This window comes from Amantichitinum ursilacus (genome assembly GCF_001294205.1).
In the GTDB taxonomy this organism is placed as follows: domain Bacteria; phylum Pseudomonadota; class Gammaproteobacteria; order Burkholderiales; family Chitinibacteraceae; genus Amantichitinum; species Amantichitinum ursilacus.
The window spans coordinates 89,574-106,514 of record NZ_LAQT01000038.1; the positions used below are offsets into that span (position 1 = coordinate 89,574).

Below are 16,941 nucleotides of genomic sequence, written 5' to 3' on the forward strand. Positions count from 1 at the left end.
GTAGCCAGAAAGGCTGTTCCGCCTAGCCTTTCACGGCGTCGGTGCGCGATGACGAATGCTTACAACAGCACGCGTTCGATCCCGCCATGGCGCGCCTTTTCCACGTACTCCGGCATCCAGTTTTCACCCAGAATGTGTTTGGCCATCTCTACAACGATATAGTCCGCGTCGGTGCCAGCGTCATCATCATACCGGTGTAAACCTTGCAAACATGAGGGGCACGAGGTGAGCACCTTGACCGGAACGTCAGAACCTGACTCTTCGCGTAATTTTTCCGCACCCTTTTCCATCTCTTCCTGTTTGCGAAAGCGCACCTGCGTCGAGATTTGCGGCTTGGAAATCCCGAATGAACCGGACTCCCCGCAGCAGCGATCATTCAGATCCACCTTGCTGCCCATCAACTGGTTAGCCACCTCGATGCCCTTGTATTGCTTCATCGGGGTGTGGCACGGCTCGTGGTACATGTAACGCGTGCCGGTTACGCCTTCCAGCTTGAGGCCTTTTTCCAACAGGTATTCGTGGATATCCAGCAAACGGCAGCCCGGGAAAATCTGCTCAAACTGATATTTGAGCAGCTGATCCATACATGTGCCGCACGACACGATCACCGTTTTGATATCGAGATAATTCAGCGTATTGGCCACGCGATGGAACAATACGCGGTTCTCGGTGGTGATCTTGTTGCCCTTGTCGACATCGCCCACCGAGCTCTGCGGATAGCCGCAGCACAGATAACCCGGCGGCAGCACCGTGGTGGTGCCCACGTGCCACAGCATGGCTTGCGTGGCCAGACCCACCTGGCTAAACAAGCGCTCCGAACCGCAACCGGGAAAATAAAACACCGCTTCTTTTTCTTCGGCCGCAGGCAATTGCGGATTGCGGATCACCGGCACGATGCTGGCGTCTTCCACATCCAGCAACGCACGCGCGGTTTTCTTGGGCAACTTGCCCGGCATCGGCTTGTTAAAGAAGTGGATGGTCTGCGTGACCACATTCTTCGGGCCGGTGGTGGCGGGTGGCGCCTTCAGGCCCGGCTGGATCAGCCCGAGCGACTTCATCACTTTGTGTCCGAAGCGCTGACCTTTCATGCCCCATTCGATGGTGGCCTTGCGCATCAATTTGATGGTGGCCGGGTCCTTGACGGTCAGGAAACCCATCGTCATGGCGGTCATCGGGTTGAATTTCTTCTGGCCTTCTTTCCGCAAGAAGTTGCGCATGGCCACCGACACATCACCAAAATCGATTTTCACCGGGCACGGATTGACGCAGCGATGGCAAACCGTGCAATGGTCGGCCACATCGCCCAGCTCTTCAAAATGGCGTAGCGAAACACCGCGGCGCGTCTGTTCTTCGTACAAAAACGCTTCGGTCAGCAAACCCGTGGCCAGAATCTTGTTGCGCGGGCTGTACAGCAAGTTGGCGCGCGGCACGTGCGTGGTGCACACCGGCTTGCATTTACCGCAACGCAAGCAGTCTTTGACCATGTTGGAGATTTCGCCGATGCCCGATTGCTCCAGGATCAACGATTCCGCGCCCAGCAAGCTGAACGACGGCGTATAGGCATTGGTCAGATCCGCGCCCGGCAGCAATTTGCCTTTGTTGAAGTGGCCATTCGGATCGACTTTCAGCTTGTAGTCTTCAAACGGCTGCAGTTCGTCTTTGGTCAGGAATTCGTACTTGGTAATGCCAATGCCGTGCTCGCCCGAGATCACGCCGTTCAGATCGCGCGCCACTTGCATGATGCGCGCCACGGCGCCGTGCGCCCGTTGCAGCATCTCGTAATTGTCGGAGTTAACCGGCAAGTTGGTGTGCACATTGCCATCGCCCGCGTGCATATGCAGCGCCACCCACGTGCGCCCTTTCAACACCGTGGCATGCATGCGCTGCACGGCCTCCAGAATCGGGCGATCGGTGGTGCCGCTAAACAAGGCCGCCAGCGGCGCTTCCACTTCGCGCTTGTACGACACCCGCAGCACATAGTCGCGCAGGCCGTGATACACGCTTTGCGGTGCGTCTTCAGGCTTGATCACTTTTTCCAGCGGCGCGCCGGGCCAGCTATCGATATAGCTCTCGAACGGCGCATCCAGCCCGGTCAGCAGCCACTGCCAGCGCGCTTGCACCGCTTCGATCTGCGCGATGGCGGTAGCGCGACGGTCACCAATCAGTTCTTCGTGGCTGATATTGGTATCGCCCACATCCACCGGCAGGCGGCCATGCTTGAAGAACGCGCGCAGCGTTTCCAGCAGCTCCAGCTTGTTGTGGATCGACAACTCGATATTGATGCGTTCGATTGCATCCGAGTACTCGCCCAACCGTGGCAACGGAATCACCACGTCTTCGTTAATCTTGAACGCATTGGTGTGTTTGGCGATGGCGGCCGTGCGTGCGCGATCCAGCCAGAACTTCTTGCGCTGCTCGCTGGTGACCGCGATAAAGCCTTCGCCATCACGACGGTTAGCCAGCACCACCACATGCGAGGCGGCCTCGCCCACGGCGTTTTCGTCATCCGACACAATGTCGGCAATCAGCACCATCTTCGGCCGACCGCGGCTCTTGGCCTTGGTGGCGTAGCCGACGGCACGCACATAGCGCCAGTCCAGATGCTCCAGGCCCGCCAGTTGCACGCCCGGCAGACCGTCGATGTAGTCCTTGATCTCAACGATGGCGGGCACGGCGTTGCTGACTTCGCCAAAGAACTCCAGGCACACCGTGCGCGTATGCGCGGGCAACCGATGCAGCACAAAGCGCGCCGACGTAATGATGCCGTCGCAACCTTCTTTCTGGATGCCCGGCAAACCTGCCAGGAATTTATCGGTGACGTCCTTACCCAGACCCACCTTGCGGAAACCCGCGCCGGGGATGCGCAGCGTTTCTTCGTTGATCAGCGTCTTGCCATCGGGCTTGAAGCGTGACACGCGGAAATTGGCTTCCTCGGCGTCGTGAATCTTGCTCAGGTTGTGGTCCAGCCGCTCGATAAACAACCAGTTGCCATCCGGATCCACCATCTTCCAGCTAACGAGGTTATCCAGCGCGGTGCCCCACAACACGGCCTTCTTGCCGCCCGCGTTCATGGCGACGTTGCCGCCGATACAGGATGCATCGGCCGAAGTCGGGTCCACCGCAAACACCAGACCCTTGGCCTCGGCAGCTTCCATCACGCGCCGGGTCACCACACCCGCGCCGCAATGGATGGTGGCGACTTCATGCTCCACACCCGGAATCCGCATCATTTCAACGCCATGATGCAGATCCAGTTTTTCGGTATTGATGACGGCCGACATCGGCGTCAGCGGCACAGCGCCGCCGGTATAGCCGGTGCCACCGCCGCGCGGGATGATGGTCAGGCCCAGTTCGATACACGCGGCCACCAACGGCGCCATCTCGTCTTCGGTATCGGGGTTGAGCACCACAAACGGATATTCGACGCGCCAGTCGGTGGCATCGGTCACGTGCGAGACGCGCGCCAGGCCGTCGAACTGGATATTGTCGCGCCGGGTGAGGCCATGAAAACGCTTCAGCGCACGCTTGCGCAGCGCGCCGGTATCGCGAAAGCCCTGCTTGAACGCATCCACGGCGGTACGCGCCCGCACCACCAGAATGCCCACGCGCTCGTTGCCGGCGCGGCGCTTTTCCACCTCGTTGACGCGATGCTCCATCGCATCCACCAGCATGCCCAGGCGCTTGGGGTTATCCAGCAGATCGTCTTCCAGATACGGATTGCGCTTCACCGCCCAGATATCGCCCAGCACCTCGAACAACATGCGCGCAGATCGCCCCGTGACCCGCTCCCGGCGCAATTCTTCCAGCGTTTGCCACGCATCTTCGCCTAACAGGCGAATCACGATTTCGCGGTCAGAAAACGAGGTGTAGTTGTAGGGAATTTCGCGGAGACGTTCTTCGGGTTGGTGCGGAGTGGCAGTGGCCATATCAGGCATATCGGGCATCTCGCTTGAGTACGCTGGTTCTGCTAAAGCGAAGATTTTATAGGAACAATGGTGCGCGCCAAAGTCCCATTTTTATTAGGGTTTTTAAAATGCTGCACTGCAGTGGGGCAACACCGCACCAAACGGTCAAGTCAATAAGAAAACCAGAAGGACTCCGCACCCGCGCCACCCGGCTTTTGCCCTAGCCCCAGCAACAGCGAAGCGCATCGCCGCAGCAGCACAACAACGCACCAAACGGCCCAGCCAATAAGACCCCAAAGGTTAAAGCCCCCGCGCCAGCCCAGGTTTTGCCCTGGCCCTGGCCCTGGCCCTGGCCCCGGCAACAGCGAAGCGCATTGCAAGCATCAACAACCCCATATCGAGGGCGCTGCAGTGCGGCCAGTTCGCATACCGCCGGAACGGAAGAACCGGAGTGGCCAAGTGGGCCATGAGGATTCTGAGTACCGCCGGGATGCGAAATGGCCGTGCTGCAGCGCCCTCCTCAAGCCGCGACGCGGTTGCGGCCTTCGGTTTTGGCTCTATACAACATCCTGTCCGCCCGCTCCAGCAACGCCTGAAAATCCATATGCGGCTCCACCGCCGCCACGCCCACGCTCACGGTAATCGTCATCCCGTCCTGCACCCGCGACCAGCGCCAGCCTTCAATCAGACGGCGCAAACGCTCGCCCACTTCCGACGCGCCATTGGCGTCGCGCCCCGGCAGCACAATGGTGAATTCCTCGCCGCCATAACGCGCCACGATATCGTCCTGGCGGCAGCCGGATTTAAGCAGCGTGGCAATCTGGCGCAGTACTTTGTCGCCCACCGGATGGCCGTAGTCATCGTTAACGCGCTTGAAATGATCCACGTCGATCATCAGCGCCGACAGCGGCTGGCCTTGCTCGCGTGCGCGCTTGAACAGATGCATGCCCGCCACTTCCAGCCCGCGCCGGTTATGCACTGCGGTCAGGTTATCCTGGCTGGCCATGCGCTCGGCTCGCCGCAGCGCCTGGCGTTGCGTGGCCTGGGCTTTGCGCAGATCGGCGTTTTCGATGCGCGCCTTTTCAATCTGCAGCCGCATCTCAATCGCTTGTAATTTGTGCGGCGAAGCCTGCTTGAGGATTTCGACGCGCATCAGCGCAAATTTCTTGTAATGCTCCAGCGCCTCGCGATAGCCGCCCAGCGACTCGTACGCCATCGACAGCGCTTCTTCAATCTGGAACGACAACTGCGGCGCGCTGATGGTCTGCGCCTGCAGCAGCGCGTCTTTTAGATGCGCCACCGCCACGCCCGACTGGTTGTGTTTGATTTTCAGTTTGCCCAGCGCCAGCAAGTTGGACGATTCGCCCCACAGATTGCCGTGTTTGCGATTGATCTCAATGGCCGCCAGCAAGGCGGCTTCGGCTTCTTCCAGCCGCTCGATTTCCAGCAACACCACGCCCATCGCGCCAGCGGCCTCGGCCTCATATTCGCGATTGCCCACATTGCGCGCGTGCACCAGCCCGGCTTGCAGATCGCTCAGCGCGTCGTCGTAGCGCGCCAACTGGCATAAATCCAGCCCGGTATTGATCAGGATCGCCGCTTTCAGATTCTCGTCGGTCACGCGCTCCAGATGTTCACGCGCTTTTTGGTGATGCAGATACGCGGCATTGAATTCGTCATGCACGTAATGCACCTGGCCAATGCCAATCTGCGCGCGCACATACGATTCGTAGTCGTCGGTCACCACCGCCACGTCCAGGCAACTGGCCCAATACATCAACGCGGTGTCGTAATCGGCCAGCGTGTAATACGCGCGGGCAATTTCCTGCTGGCAGTCGGCAATATGCAGACGGAAACCATATTCTTCGCCCAGAAACAGGCTGTGGCGCATCAGGGCAATTGCCTCTTGATAGCCACCCAGCAAAGTTAGCGCGCGCGCGTGATTAAGCAGGCCTTCGACAAAGCCGTAGCGATAATCGATGGACACGGCTTTGCGGCAAGCCTCTTCGGCCAGCGGCAAGGCGTCGGCACTCATGGCCCGATACATGGCGCGCGCGCTCTGGTTCAGCGTATCGACTTCGGTAGGCGTGGGTGTGGACGTCGTCTGATCCATTCGTGCTGAAACTCGCGTTAAGCTTTCAATTTGCATCAGCTGTGATATGGATGCACTCGCGCGAATTACAACACTTATGTAAGCAATATGACAATAAGACGTAGGCCGTTACAGTATGAACGGCCGCTGGGCGGGGTGCGAACGGCGTTAATGCTCGTTCAGGCGTAATTCCATCGTGGCCAGTTGCGGCGATGCATAGGCCTGTTGCAGTAATTGGTTACGCAGCGTCTGGAATTCGGTTTCATGGCGCACGGCGGCGTCGTGATCCTCGCAGCGTGCATACAACTCGGCCAGCGCGCGATGCGCTTGCGCCATCAAATGCTGCGAACCCATGGCTTCGGCCAGCGCCAGCGCGCGGCGCAATTCGTCTTGCGCACTCTCGTAATAGCCGCTGCCCATGCTGCTACGGCCCAGCCACAACAAACTACTGGCCTCGCCCCAGGTATTGATATGCAGCCGGTTGATCTTCAGCGCCACCATCAGGCTCATGCGCGCACGGTCCAGCTCGCCGCGTGCCAGATGAATCTGGCCCACTACGCTATAGATTTCGGCTTCGTATTCCAGATTCTGCCCCGCCCGCACCAGCGGCAAGGCTTGTTTAAGCGTGGCGTGCGATTCTTCAAAGCGGTTTAGCCGCATCAAATCCACCGCAATATTGATCAGGCAGATGCTCACCAGATGCGGATCATCCTGTTCTTCGGCCAGGTCGGCGGCACGGCGATGGTGCGCCAGCGCGGTCTCGTATTGCTCATGCGCAAACAGCAACTGGCCCAGCCCCACATGCGCACGCGTGCGGAATTCCGGCGCAACCGCGCTATCGGGCAGTTCCAGACAGGCCAGCCAGCAATCACTGGCGCGTTCGTACTGGCCTTGCGTGTAATACACGCGTGCGATCATCTGCAACGCCGCGCCGCGGGTGCAGCCTATCTCGTTTTTCTCGCCGATTTCGAGCGCGCTGGTCAGATCATTCAACGCTTCGTTGCCACGACCAAACATATACAGCGCCGAGGCATGCACCACCAACGCGGCCGCTTCGCCCTGCTTGTAGGCAAGCGCGCGCGACGCTTCGCGGGCCTGGTCAGCCAGCGCCAGCGCTTGCGCACTTTGCGAAGACGTAATGCGACGCGCCTGCGCCAGCAGGTCGTCGATTTCAGTTTGATTCAACGTGTGCCTTTCGGAATACCAGGAGAAGCGCCGTTGCGGAACGCAAGGCGCTGACGATCAGAATTATCGTAATGCTGCCTTGCCCAGCGCGGCCACGCAAGCCACCGCCGGGCGGCTTAGGCACCCCGAAAGTCTCAGGCAGCGGCCACAATCCGCGCGCAATCGGCGGGCGAAAGCTTGCCATGCTCACCCAGCTTGTCGCGACCATGGCGCGTCAGTTGCTCCGCCACCTTCTGCGCGGCATCAGCCGGGTCTACGCCATAAGCGTCCAGCCGCGTCGCCACGCCCATACGCTCAAAGAAATCCTGCGTGGCCACAATGGCTTGTTCGGCCACGCTGGCGTCATCGCCTTGCAGATTCCACACGCGCCGACCGTATTGCGCCAGCTTGGCTTGCTTGTCCGCCAGCGTGGCGCGCAGCAACGGCGGCAGCGTCACCGCCAGCGTTTGCGCATGGTCCATGCCGTACAAGGCGGTTAATTCGTGGCCGATAGCATGCGTGGCCCAGTCTTGCGGCTGCCCCAGCCCCACCAGACCAAACAGCGCCTGGTTGGCGGCCCACATCACGTTGGCGCGCGCGGTCTCATCTTCCGGTTTAGCCAGCGCCGTCGGGCCCACTTCGATCAGCGTCTGCAGAATGCCTTCAGCCAACCGATCCTGAATCAACGCGCCAGCAGGCCAGGTCAGATATTGCTCGGTGGTATGGATAAACGCATCGACCACGCCATTGCCGATCTGGCGCGCGGGCAACGTGGCGCTAAAGCTGGGGTCGAGCACGGCAAAGCGCGGAAACACCAGCGGATTCTTGAACGACATTTTGTCTTGCGTGGCGCGCCGCGTAACCACTGAGGCCTGGTTGCTTTCCGAGCCGGTGGCGGGCAAGGTCAACACCGCGCCCAGCGGCAAGGCGCGTTCCAGTTTGATTTTATTGCCGACGATCAACCACGGGTCCAGCGCGGGGTCCAGCGCAATGGCGGCGGCGATAAATTTGCCGCCGTCGATGACCGAGCCGCCCCCTGCCGCAATAATCCAGTCAATCTGTTGTTCGCGGCCCAGCGTGACCGCTTTCATCAGCGTTTCAAATTCGGGATTGGGTTCGATGCCGGCAAATTCAGTTACGCTGCAGTCGCTCAGCGCGGCGCAAATCTGGTCATACGCGCCGTTGCGCTTGATGCTGCCGCCGCCATACACCAGCAGCACTTTGCTGCCTGCGGGCACTTCGTCACGCAAGCGCGCAATCTGGTCGGCGCCAAAGTGAATACGGGTGGGGTTGTGGAAAGTAAACGGTTTCATGCGCGGCTCCAGAGCGGGACAGCCGCAATTGTACGCCGCGCACCGCCAGCACCGCTGTCAGTGGCGCAGTAAAAACGCGCGCCGGATTACGCGACCAGACGTTTTTCCAGCGCTTGCAGTCGCGCAAAGGTACCGGGCCGCACGATGCTGTTAAAGATTTCCTGATAACGCCGATGATGTTGTTCGGCCTGCGCCAGGTCGCCCATGCGCGTCCAGGTTTGCGCTAACAAGTGATGCGCCTGAAACGCCATATGCGCCACGCCCAGGTCCGAGGCCAGTTCCAGCGCCAGCTGCAGTTCGTGTAACGCGGCCGGCAAATTGCCCGACATCAGATGCCAGCGCCCGCGCGCCAGCGTGCGCAGGTTCTGGCCCCAGCGCCAGACAATATCGATCTGGTCCGCCACGTCCAGCCAGCGGCCCGCGGTGGCCAGGTCTTCGCATTCCAGCGCGGTGGTGGCCAGATACACCGAAATTTCCACCTGATATTCGGAATGGCCCATTTGCTGCGCCAGCGGCAGCGCCTTTTCCAGCGCCTCCACGGCCTCCACCAGGCGCATCAAACGCAGACCATCAATCGCCACATTAATCAGCACACGGCAGCGCAATTCGGTCGGCACGTCGGCCTGCCACGCCAGCTTTTCGGCGCGGCGATGATGGCTCAGCGCGGTCTCGAAATCTTCGTGGGCAAAATAGATCTGGCCGACGCCGATATGCGCCAGGATGCGCGTGCTGGCGCTAAAGCCGGTATTGCGCGGGTCCAGGCAATCGGCCCAGTTATCAATGGCGTCGTCGTATTCGCCGATCGTGTAATAGATGCTGGCCATGGCGTTCATGATTTCGCCACGGTTGACTTCAAGGTCGGACGTTTCGGCGATGGTCAGTGCGCGTAGCAGCACCATCTGGGCATCGTGCAACTGGCCAAATGCCAGTTCCATATGCGAAAGCCGCAGCAACGCGCGCACCGCAACCGTCGGATCGGTCTCAGCATCGATCAGCCCGACGGCTTGCCCGGCCAGCTTGAGCGCCTGGGCAGCGTCGGGATAAGTGAGACGTTCGCTTTCATCGATCAGAGCGTCGATGTGCGCGATCCCGGTCTGTTGCATGATTTTACTGCGCGCGTTTGAAATCAAAGGCGTCAGCCTGGCATGAAAGTGTCTGTCCTACAAGATTGGATGACGTGTAGCTGACCGCTACATCCCCAACTTGACAAGCCCGGCGGCGGGCAGGCCGCGAAAATACTGTCATGTCTGTACCCCGCAGCGCCTGCATCGGCGGCAGAAAAGCCACAGCGGCGCCATGGGTGCTGGGGGGCACGACCGCTGGTCATCTGGCAGGCGCCGCAGGCGGTTTTGCCGTTCGTCTCCGGTGATCGGTTGTCCTACTTCGCCGCGCGTTTGCGTCTTACAACGGCGGCCATGGGATTGGCCATGATGTAAGTCAGCGTGCGCGCATTTCGATAGCTGTCATCCTCGCCGCCCACGCCATCACTGACTGATAACAAGCCATGCTTTTTGAGGAGAACCGCCATGAAACGGGCGTTGTATGTTGCGGCCGCCGCAGCCGCATTGGGGAGCACGGGCGTGCAAGCGGCCGAAAATGCCGTGTACGGCGGTTTTGGCACCACCGGTTTCGTGCTGGGCTATAGCCGCGCGTTTTCGGACCAGTTTGGCGGGCGCATTGAAGCTGATGCATTCCATTACAGCCGCAGCTTTGATACGGATAACGCCAATTACGACGGCAAGCTCGATTTCAAAGCCGCTGGCGCATTTGCCGATTACTACCCTTGGCGCAATAACTGGCGGCTTAGCGCCGGGTTGTTTGCGGGTGATAACAATGCCGAAGGCCACGGTACGCCCAAGAACACCACGTATACCTCGAATGGCGTCAGCTATACGCTGGATGGCCAGCGCCTGGATTTCAAAGCCGAGCTGCCCAGCGTGCGGCCGTATCTGGGCTTTGGTTATGGCAGCCCGCATCGGCCCAATGGCGGTTTGGGTTTCTTTGCCGATGTAGGTGTCACCTATGGCCGCCCCGACGTCACGCTAACCTCCACCGTGCCGTTACCGACACCCGATGCGCAAGCGCGGCTGGACGACGAACGCAAAGAGCTGCAGGACAAAGCAGACAAGCTAACCTGGTTCCCGGTGGTGCGGCTGGGGCTGAGCTACGGCTTTTGATTGCGTTTAGTCGCTCGATGAGCGCGCTGGCCGCCGCAGCGCAGAGGCCAAGGCAAAGCTTGCCCGCCACGCACGCACGGGCGCAAAATTGCGGCTGACTCGGGGTGCCCGTTACAGGGCTGAGACATACCCGCATCACCTGATCCGGATCATGCCGGCGTAGGGAAGTCCATTGGTCTTCTTATGCTGCGCGCGTTTTCGCGCTGATCCCCTGGTCGGGTCCGCACGCAATCCGCACCCGAAAGGAGCCCTGCCTTGCCTACACCGCTCACACTCGATCTCGTTGCCCATCAACTCGCGCGCCTGCGCAGCCAGCCACCGCTGGTGCATCTACTGACTAACGAAGTGGTGCAGGAAATTTCGGCCAATGTGCTGCTGGCTGTGGGCGCCGCCCCCGCCATGATCGTCGCCGAAGAAGAAGCCGCTGGCTTTGCCGCCATCGCGGGCGCAGTACTGATTAATGTCGGCACGCTGCATCCGCGCCAGTTGCGCGTAATGCACCAGGCAGTAGCCGCCGCCCATGCCGCAGGCGTGCCGTGGACGCTGGACCCGGTGGCTGCTGGCGTACTGGCCTATCGCACCGAGGCGTGCCGCGAACTGATCCGGCTGCAACCGGCCGCCATCCGCGGCAATGCCTCCGAAATCATGGCGCTGGCTGGTTTTGGTGGCCAGGGCCGCGGCGTCGATAGCACTGCGGGTTCATCCGACGCCGTGACCGCAGCCGAACAACTGGCGCGCGACACCGGCGCCATCGTGGCCGTTACCGGCGAAACCGATTACATCACCGATGGCGAGCGCACGCTGGCTGCGCCGTGGGGCAATCCGCTGATGACGCGCGTGGTGGGCACTGGCTGCGCCTTGTCCGCGCTGGTGGCTGCGTTTACCGCTGGTACGCGCGCGGGCAGCACGGAGCGTCTGCACGCCGTGGCCGCCGCTTGCGCCGTGGCCGGTCTGGCTGGCGCCAGCGCCAGCGCCGCCAGCACTGGCCCCGGTTCTTTCAAACCCGCCTTCCTCGATGCCTTGTACAACCTCGACCCGGCACGCCTGCAGGACCTGACCGCATGAACCCGCTGGATTTATCGCTGTATCTGGTGCTCGATCCGGACTTGTGCGGCGGCCATAACGGCATGCTCGATACCGCTCGCCTGGCCGCACGTCATGGCGTGACGGTGGTGCAATTGCGCGCGCCCAAGTGGAAGAAGCGGCAATGGCTGCAAACCGCCACCGCGCTCAAGGCCTTGCTGGACCAAGAAGGCGTGCCGCTGATCATCAACGATCAGGTTGATATCGCGCTGGCCGTCGATGCGGCGGGCGTGCATCTGGGCCAGGCAGATTTGCCGCCCGAGACCGCGCGCCGTTTGCTGGGGCCCAACAAAATCATCGGGCTCTCCACCTCCAATGTGGCGCATCTGGGCGGCGCGCCGCTGGATTTGATTGATTACATTGGCGTGGGCCCGGTGTATGCCACCACCACCAAACTGGATGCCGAACCGGTCATTGGCCTGGAACAATTTGGCGTGCTGATGGGCGCAAAGCGTTTGCCCGCCGTGGCGATTGGCGGCATCAAGGCCGGCATGATCGCGCCGCTGATCAAGGCGGGCGCAGACGGCGTGGCGGTGGTGTCCGCCATTTGCGGCCAGACCGATATCCCGCTGGTGACGCGTGCCTTGTCCGATGAAATTGCGGGAGCGCGCGCATGAACGTCAATGCATTGACCATTGCGGGTTCGGATTCGGGTGGTGGCGCGGGCATCCAGGCCGATCTTAAAACGTTCTCGGCGCTGGGCGCGTATGGCATGAGCGCGATCACCGCGCTGACTGCGCAAAACACGCGTGGCGTGCAAAGCGTGCATGCCATCCCGGCCGCGTTTGTGGCGGCGCAAATTGACGCGGTGTTTAGCGACATCCGCGTTGATAGCGTCAAGCTGGGCATGCTGGCCAACCGCGAAATCATCGACGCCGTGGCGGAGCGGCTGGAGGATGCGCGGCAAAACCACACGTTTTATCTGGTGCTGGACACGGTGATGATCGCCAAAGGGGGCCACGCCTTGTTGCAGGCCGATGCCGTGACGGCCTTGCGCGAACGGCTATTGCCGCAAGCCAGTCTGATCACGCCCAATCTGCCCGAGGCCGCAGCGTTGCTGGGCTGCGCAGTGGCACTTACCGAAGCCGAGATGCGCGAGCAAGGACAAGCATTACTGGAAGCCGGCGCGCAGGCCGTGTTGATGAAGGGAGGCCATCTGCCCTCCGATGACAGCCCGGACTGGCTGATTACGCCCGCAGGGCAGTTACGCATCGCCCTGCCCCGCATTGCCACGCGCAATACGCATGGCACCGGCTGCACGCTGTCGGCGGCGCTGGCGGCGTTGCGACCCCGGCACGCGGATTGGGCCAGCACGCTGCAAGCGGCGCGCGCCTGGTTGCAAGACGCGCTGGCGGCGGCCGATCGACTGGATGTCGGCCACGGCATCGGCCCGGTGCATCACTTTCATGCGTGGTGGTGACGTGGCCGCCGCTGCGCCACATGCGGACGAGCAAGCCGGCATCGAGGCCGGCATCTGCCCGTTGTGCGGCGGCAGCAATCAGTGTGCGATGGCGGCGCAGCAAGCGGCCAGCGGCTGTTGGTGCATGCAGGCCGACATCGCGCCTGCCGCGCTCGCCGCCATCCCCAGCGCCGCGCTTGACCGCGCCTGCCTGTGCCCGCGCTGTGCCGCGATGACCGCCCCAACAACCCCGCCGGCGGCCTAGAGCGCCTTCAGCATAAACAGACTTAACGGATCGGGTTGATAGCCACTAAACGCCGCGCAGGCCTCGTAGCCCGCGCGCCGATACAGATCGATGGCCTCGGGTTGATAGATGCCGGTTTCCAGATATACGCGGCGTAAACCGTGCGCGCGCGCCTGTTGTTCCAGAAAGCGCAGTATTGCGCTGCCGATGCCGTTACCGCGCCACGCCGGTTGCACATACATGCGCTTGAGTTCGCCATGTGCAGCGGTCAGCAATACGCCGCCACAACCAATCGCTTCACCATACGCTGTACGCGCCACGGCAAACGCCACGTCGGCATACGTTAGCCGGCTGATGTCGGTGGTGTAATTGCTTTCCACCGGGTAAAGCGGCGTCTGGTGGGTATCCAGCGCGCTAATCAAGCGCACTACATCAGGCTGGGCCGGGGTCTCGAGCCGGATCGAGAAATTGACGGCAATTTCAGGCAGCAAAATACAGCACCGGATCAATCAGGGCGATTTCGACACGGATCTGCCCATCCTCCGCGCTCAAGCCCGGGCGCAGCCGCTCCACCAGCAGGGCCTTCAGCGTCTCGCCCACCAACTGGCGGTTTTCCGGCGCATGTGTGGCCATCACTGCCACCACCAGATGCACAAAGCCGTACTGCGAATGGCCATCGCCCACGCGATATTCCGTATACATTTGCGCGCGGCTTTTGATGTCTTGCGTCTTGAACATCCCCAGACCAATCAGCGCATCGTGGATCTCTTTAAGCAGCAGTGGCACTTTAAGATGGGTGCCGACGTTTTCGGTGTAATGCAGCGTGACATTGGGCATTGCGAACAGACTCCGTGTTTTATTTTCGGAAAAGCAGATTACATAAGCTCAGGGCGTGGCGATCACCACGCGATCGCGCCCGCCGCTCTTGGCCGCATACAGCGCATGGTCGGCGGCAGCGATCAGCAATTGCGCGGTGTGGCCATGTTGTGGATAGAACGACAAACCGATCGACACGCTGACTTTGCCCAACGGCTGTTGCTGGAACACCGGGCGCAGCAGACCCATTTCGCTGCGGATGGCTTCGGCGCGTTGTTCGGCAATCGGCTGGTCAATTTCGGGCATCAGGATCATGAATTCCTCACCGCCCCAGCGCGACACCACGTCGCCTTCGCGTACCGTGGCCAACAGCGTGCGCGCCACGTTCTGCAGCAGATAATCGCCGGCGTCGTGGCCAAAGTTGTCGTTAAAGCGTTTGAAGTGGTCCAGATCCATCATCAGCACAGCAAAACGCCCACCACCGCGCCGCGCACGCGCCAGTTCCAACTCAAATTGTTCATCCAGATAACGCCGGTTAAACAAGCCGGTCAGCGGATCGCGCAGCGACAGATTTTGCAGCCGCTGGCGCAGATTGATGTTGGCCAGCGCCAGTGCCACTTGTTCCGAGAACGACAGCATGATCTGCTGCGCGCGCGCCAGATTACCGTCGCCATCAATAAACGGCTCGGAACGGCGCAAATTGAGCAAGCCCACGTTCTGGCCCTGCGCATACAGCGGAATACACAGGCTGTAGCGTTGCTCTTCCAGATGCAGATGTTTACAGATCAGATTGGCCTGCAAGTCGGCCAGCGGATGCAGGCGGCCTTGGCGCATGGCCCAGCAATCTTCGTGGCGCAGCGCCACTTCGCTTTCTTCGTCGCGGCCGCCCCACGAACCAATGCGTTGCAACAGCCCGCCATTACGTTCGGCCAGATACAGGCAACCGGCATCCGCGCCGATAAAGCGACCCGAGAACGTAGCCAGCACGCCCATCGCTTCAGTCAGTTCCATGCAGCTTTGCAGCAGTTCGCTCATTTCGTTGAGCAGACCAATTTCTTCGGTCTGGCGTTTAAGCGAGCCCACCAGCGTTTGCAGCTGGGTGTTGACCACCTGCAACTGGCCTTCGGCGGATTGCCGTTCGGTTACTTGCAGCTCCAGGTTGCTGTTGACCTTGATCAGCTCGCGGTTCAGCAGGCGAATGCTTTCTTCGTTTTCCTGGCGTTCGGTGATGTCGCGCAACATGCCGACAAACTGGCGGTCGCCGGACAAGCGCAGTTCGCTGATGGCAATTTCAACCGGGATTTGCGCGCCGTCATGACGCACGCCGTTGACCACCTTGCCATGGTCGATCGGAAACACCGCGCCCGGGCGGTGATCATCGACGTCTTCTTTAAACAGATCGGGCATCAGGGTGTGGATGCTGCGGCCGAGCATTTCCACGCCAGGATAGCCAAAGATATGCGTCGCGGCCGGGTTGGCGCTAAGGATTTCGCCCTGGCTATTGAGCGTGATAATGCCGTCGACCGTGCTGTCGAGAATCGCGCGCAGCCAGGTTTCCTGTTCTTGCAGCGCCATTGCGGTTTGTTGCTGTTCGGCGATGCTGTTTTCCAGCTCGCGATTAGCATGCGCCAGTTCGGCCGTGCGCTCTTGCACGCGATATTCCAGGCCTGCGGTCAGCTCGGCCAGTTCGTTGGCGATGCGCTCACGGTCGGTGATATCGGTGATCACGCCCAGCATGCCGACCACTTCACCGTGTTCGTCATGAATAGGGCCGCTGGAAACGATGGCGTACAGCGGTGTGTTATCGGTGCGGCGAAAACGGAAATCGTGGCGTTCCACCACGCCGGACAAGCGCCGCGCCATATTGCGCTGCGCCAGGGTTTGCTCGCTGGCATCCATAAAGTCGAACAGATGGCGGCCCAACATGGCTTCTTCGGTAGTGCCCAGCATCTCGGCCATCGTGCGGTTTACAAAGGTGGTGTAGCCCTCGTTATCGAGCGTCCAGATGCCTTCCACCGCGGTTTCGACCAGTTGGCGGTAGCGGCGCTCGCTGATTTCCAGCGTTTCGGCGGTGGCTTTGGTCAGCGCAATCTGGCGTTGCAACTCGGCGTTGGTTTCGGCCAGTTCATCGCGGCTGGGCAGCGCCAGCAGGCGCGGAATCATTGGCCACAACATGACCGCGGTGGCGGCCGAAATGAGGGCGGTAATCAGCTTGGCATAGCCTTCCAGCCAGTAGCTGAAATTCCAGATATCCCAGATCGACAGCGCGTGGGTAATGCCGCAAGCGCAGATAAACGCGCCGAACATGGCGGCCAGCGCCTTGTAGCCAAAATCGTGGCGGCGGCGGATGTAGTACCACAGCCCGAAGGCAATGGCGAAGTACGACACGGCAATCACGCCATCGGCGGCGACCATCATCCACAGCAATGTGGGCGTCCACAGAAAGCAGTGTCCATGCGGCATAAAGCCAGGTGTGTTCAGCCACTCCCTGAGCATGTCCAGCATGGGAGTCTCCTTGCGCCGTGTGCAGGTTCTCGTACGTTAAATCAGCAAAGGCTGATCTGTTCTTGGGAAATTATTGCCATTCTCAATATAAAAACAATCGTTTGCAACAGCCTGATTGTGGTCGTAAGAGTTTATGTCGCTTTAAAGGCTATGCGGGCTGTGGCGCGCCGCGTTTGTATCTAATGGCGTACAAGATAAACGGCGTAAAAAAGCCGCCGGACTGAGCCGGCGGCTTTAGATGCT

At 60.7% G+C, this 16,941-nt stretch carries 13 protein-coding genes and 1 riboswitch; of the genes, 5 read left to right on the forward strand and 8 right to left on the reverse strand.

Going from position 1 to position 16,941, the window contains the following annotated elements:
• Positions 1 to 59: 59 nt before the first annotated feature.
• From WG78_RS21390 to WG78_RS21410, 5 genes are all read right to left on the reverse strand, one after another.
• Positions 60 to 3,926, reverse strand: coding sequence for a DUF3683 domain-containing protein (locus WG78_RS21390; protein WP_053939989.1), 3,867 nt, complete (start codon positions 3,924 to 3,926; stop codon positions 60 to 62).
• A 499-nt stretch (positions 3,927 to 4,425) separates the two neighbouring features.
• Entirely contained in the window at positions 4,426 to 6,018 is a 1,593-nt protein-coding gene (locus tag WG78_RS21395; protein ID WP_053939881.1) for a tetratricopeptide repeat-containing diguanylate cyclase, read from the reverse strand.
• A gap of 147 nt (positions 6,019 to 6,165) precedes the next feature.
• Positions 6,166 to 7,182, reverse strand: a complete 1,017-nt coding sequence (locus WG78_RS21400) for a tetratricopeptide repeat protein (RefSeq protein ID WP_053939882.1) — start codon at positions 7,180 to 7,182, stop codon at positions 6,166 to 6,168.
• A gap of 134 nt (positions 7,183 to 7,316) precedes the next feature.
• Positions 7,317 to 8,474 carry an iron-containing alcohol dehydrogenase gene (locus WG78_RS21405; RefSeq protein ID WP_053939883.1) on the reverse strand — a complete coding sequence of 386 codons (1,158 nt, stop codon included), beginning with the start codon at positions 8,472 to 8,474 and terminating at the stop codon, positions 7,317 to 7,319.
• Between the two features lie 86 nt (positions 8,475 to 8,560).
• Positions 8,561 to 9,577, reverse strand: coding sequence for a tetratricopeptide repeat protein (locus WG78_RS21410; RefSeq protein WP_053939884.1), 1,017 nt, complete (start codon positions 9,575 to 9,577; stop codon positions 8,561 to 8,563).
• Positions 9,578 to 10,000: 423 nt separating this feature from the next.
• Here WG78_RS21410 and WG78_RS21415 point away from each other — a divergent pair, with 423 nt between their 5' ends.
• The 5 genes from WG78_RS21415 (at position 10,001) to WG78_RS21435 (ending at position 13,398) form a co-directional block, all read left to right on the forward strand.
• Positions 10,001 to 10,651, forward strand: a complete 651-nt coding sequence (locus WG78_RS21415; protein ID WP_053939885.1) for a hypothetical protein — start codon at positions 10,001 to 10,003, stop codon at positions 10,649 to 10,651.
• Positions 10,652 to 10,741: 90 nt separating this feature from the next.
• Positions 10,742 to 10,834: riboswitch (TPP riboswitch) on the forward strand.
• A 72-nt stretch (positions 10,835 to 10,906) separates the two neighbouring features.
• A complete protein-coding gene (gene thiM, locus WG78_RS21420) occupies positions 10,907 to 11,716 on the forward strand; it encodes a hydroxyethylthiazole kinase (protein ID WP_053939886.1) in 810 nt (269 codons plus the stop codon).
• On the forward strand, positions 11,713 to 12,351 hold the full coding sequence (gene thiE, locus WG78_RS21425; RefSeq protein ID WP_053939887.1) for a thiamine phosphate synthase: 639 nt from the start codon (positions 11,713 to 11,715) through the stop codon (positions 12,349 to 12,351). Before thiM ends, thiE begins: the two co-directional genes overlap by 4 nt.
• A complete protein-coding gene (gene thiD, locus WG78_RS21430) occupies positions 12,348 to 13,154 on the forward strand; it encodes a bifunctional hydroxymethylpyrimidine kinase/phosphomethylpyrimidine kinase (RefSeq protein ID WP_053939888.1) in 807 nt (268 codons plus the stop codon). Before thiE ends, thiD begins: the two co-directional genes overlap by 4 nt.
• Positions 13,141 to 13,398: a cysteine-rich CWC family protein gene (locus WG78_RS21435; protein WP_053939889.1), complete on the forward strand. Its 258-nt coding sequence runs from the start codon at positions 13,141 to 13,143 to the stop codon at positions 13,396 to 13,398. Before thiD ends, WG78_RS21435 begins: the two co-directional genes overlap by 14 nt.
• Here WG78_RS21435 and WG78_RS21440 read toward each other — a convergent pair.
• Genes WG78_RS21440 through WG78_RS21450 form a run of 3 tightly spaced genes read right to left on the reverse strand, consistent with a single transcriptional unit; the run spans position 13,395 to position 16,698 of the window.
• Positions 13,395 to 13,868, reverse strand: coding sequence for a GNAT family N-acetyltransferase (locus WG78_RS21440; protein ID WP_236692102.1), 474 nt, complete (start codon positions 13,866 to 13,868; stop codon positions 13,395 to 13,397). The genes WG78_RS21435 and WG78_RS21440 overlap by 4 nt on opposite strands.
• Positions 13,858 to 14,214 carry a 5-carboxymethyl-2-hydroxymuconate Delta-isomerase gene (locus tag WG78_RS21445; protein ID WP_053939890.1) on the reverse strand — a complete coding sequence of 119 codons (357 nt, stop codon included), beginning with the start codon at positions 14,212 to 14,214 and terminating at the stop codon, positions 13,858 to 13,860. Before WG78_RS21445 ends, WG78_RS21440 begins: the two co-directional genes overlap by 11 nt.
• Positions 14,215 to 14,262: 48 nt before the next feature.
• Positions 14,263 to 16,698 carry a sensor domain-containing diguanylate cyclase gene (locus tag WG78_RS21450; RefSeq protein ID WP_083459523.1) on the reverse strand — a complete coding sequence of 812 codons (2,436 nt, stop codon included), beginning with the start codon at positions 16,696 to 16,698 and terminating at the stop codon, positions 14,263 to 14,265.
• Positions 16,699 to 16,941 lie beyond the last annotated feature (243 nt).

What these genes read in the sequence shown, in the direction of transcription:
- WG78_RS21390 (WP_053939989.1), bottom strand. Translation starts at nt 3,926, where the DNA reads ATGGCCACTGCCACTCCGCACCAACCCGAAGAACGTCTCCGCGAAATT.
- WG78_RS21395 (WP_053939881.1), bottom strand. Translation starts at nt 6,018, where the DNA reads ATGGATCAGACGACGTCCACACCCACGCCTACCGAAGTCGATACGCTG.
- WG78_RS21405 (WP_053939883.1), bottom strand. Translation starts at nt 8,474, where the DNA reads ATGAAACCGTTTACTTTCCACAACCCCACCCGTATTCACTTTGGCGCC.
- WG78_RS21410 (WP_053939884.1), bottom strand. Translation starts at nt 9,577, where the DNA reads ATGCAACAGACCGGGATCGCGCACATCGACGCTCTGATCGATGAAAGC.
- WG78_RS21415 (WP_053939885.1), top strand. Translation starts at nt 10,001, where the DNA reads ATGAAACGGGCGTTGTATGTTGCGGCCGCCGCAGCCGCATTGGGGAGC.
- thiE (WP_053939887.1), top strand. Translation starts at nt 11,713, where the DNA reads ATGAACCCGCTGGATTTATCGCTGTATCTGGTGCTCGATCCGGACTTG.
- thiD (WP_053939888.1), top strand. Translation starts at nt 12,348, where the DNA reads ATGAACGTCAATGCATTGACCATTGCGGGTTCGGATTCGGGTGGTGGC.
- WG78_RS21435 (WP_053939889.1), top strand. Translation starts at nt 13,141, where the DNA reads ATGCGTGGTGGTGACGTGGCCGCCGCTGCGCCACATGCGGACGAGCAA.
- WG78_RS21445 (WP_053939890.1), bottom strand. Translation starts at nt 14,214, where the DNA reads ATGCCCAATGTCACGCTGCATTACACCGAAAACGTCGGCACCCATCTT.
- WG78_RS21450 (WP_083459523.1), bottom strand. Translation starts at nt 16,698, where the DNA reads ATGCTGGACATGCTCAGGGAGTGGCTGAACACACCTGGCTTTATGCCG.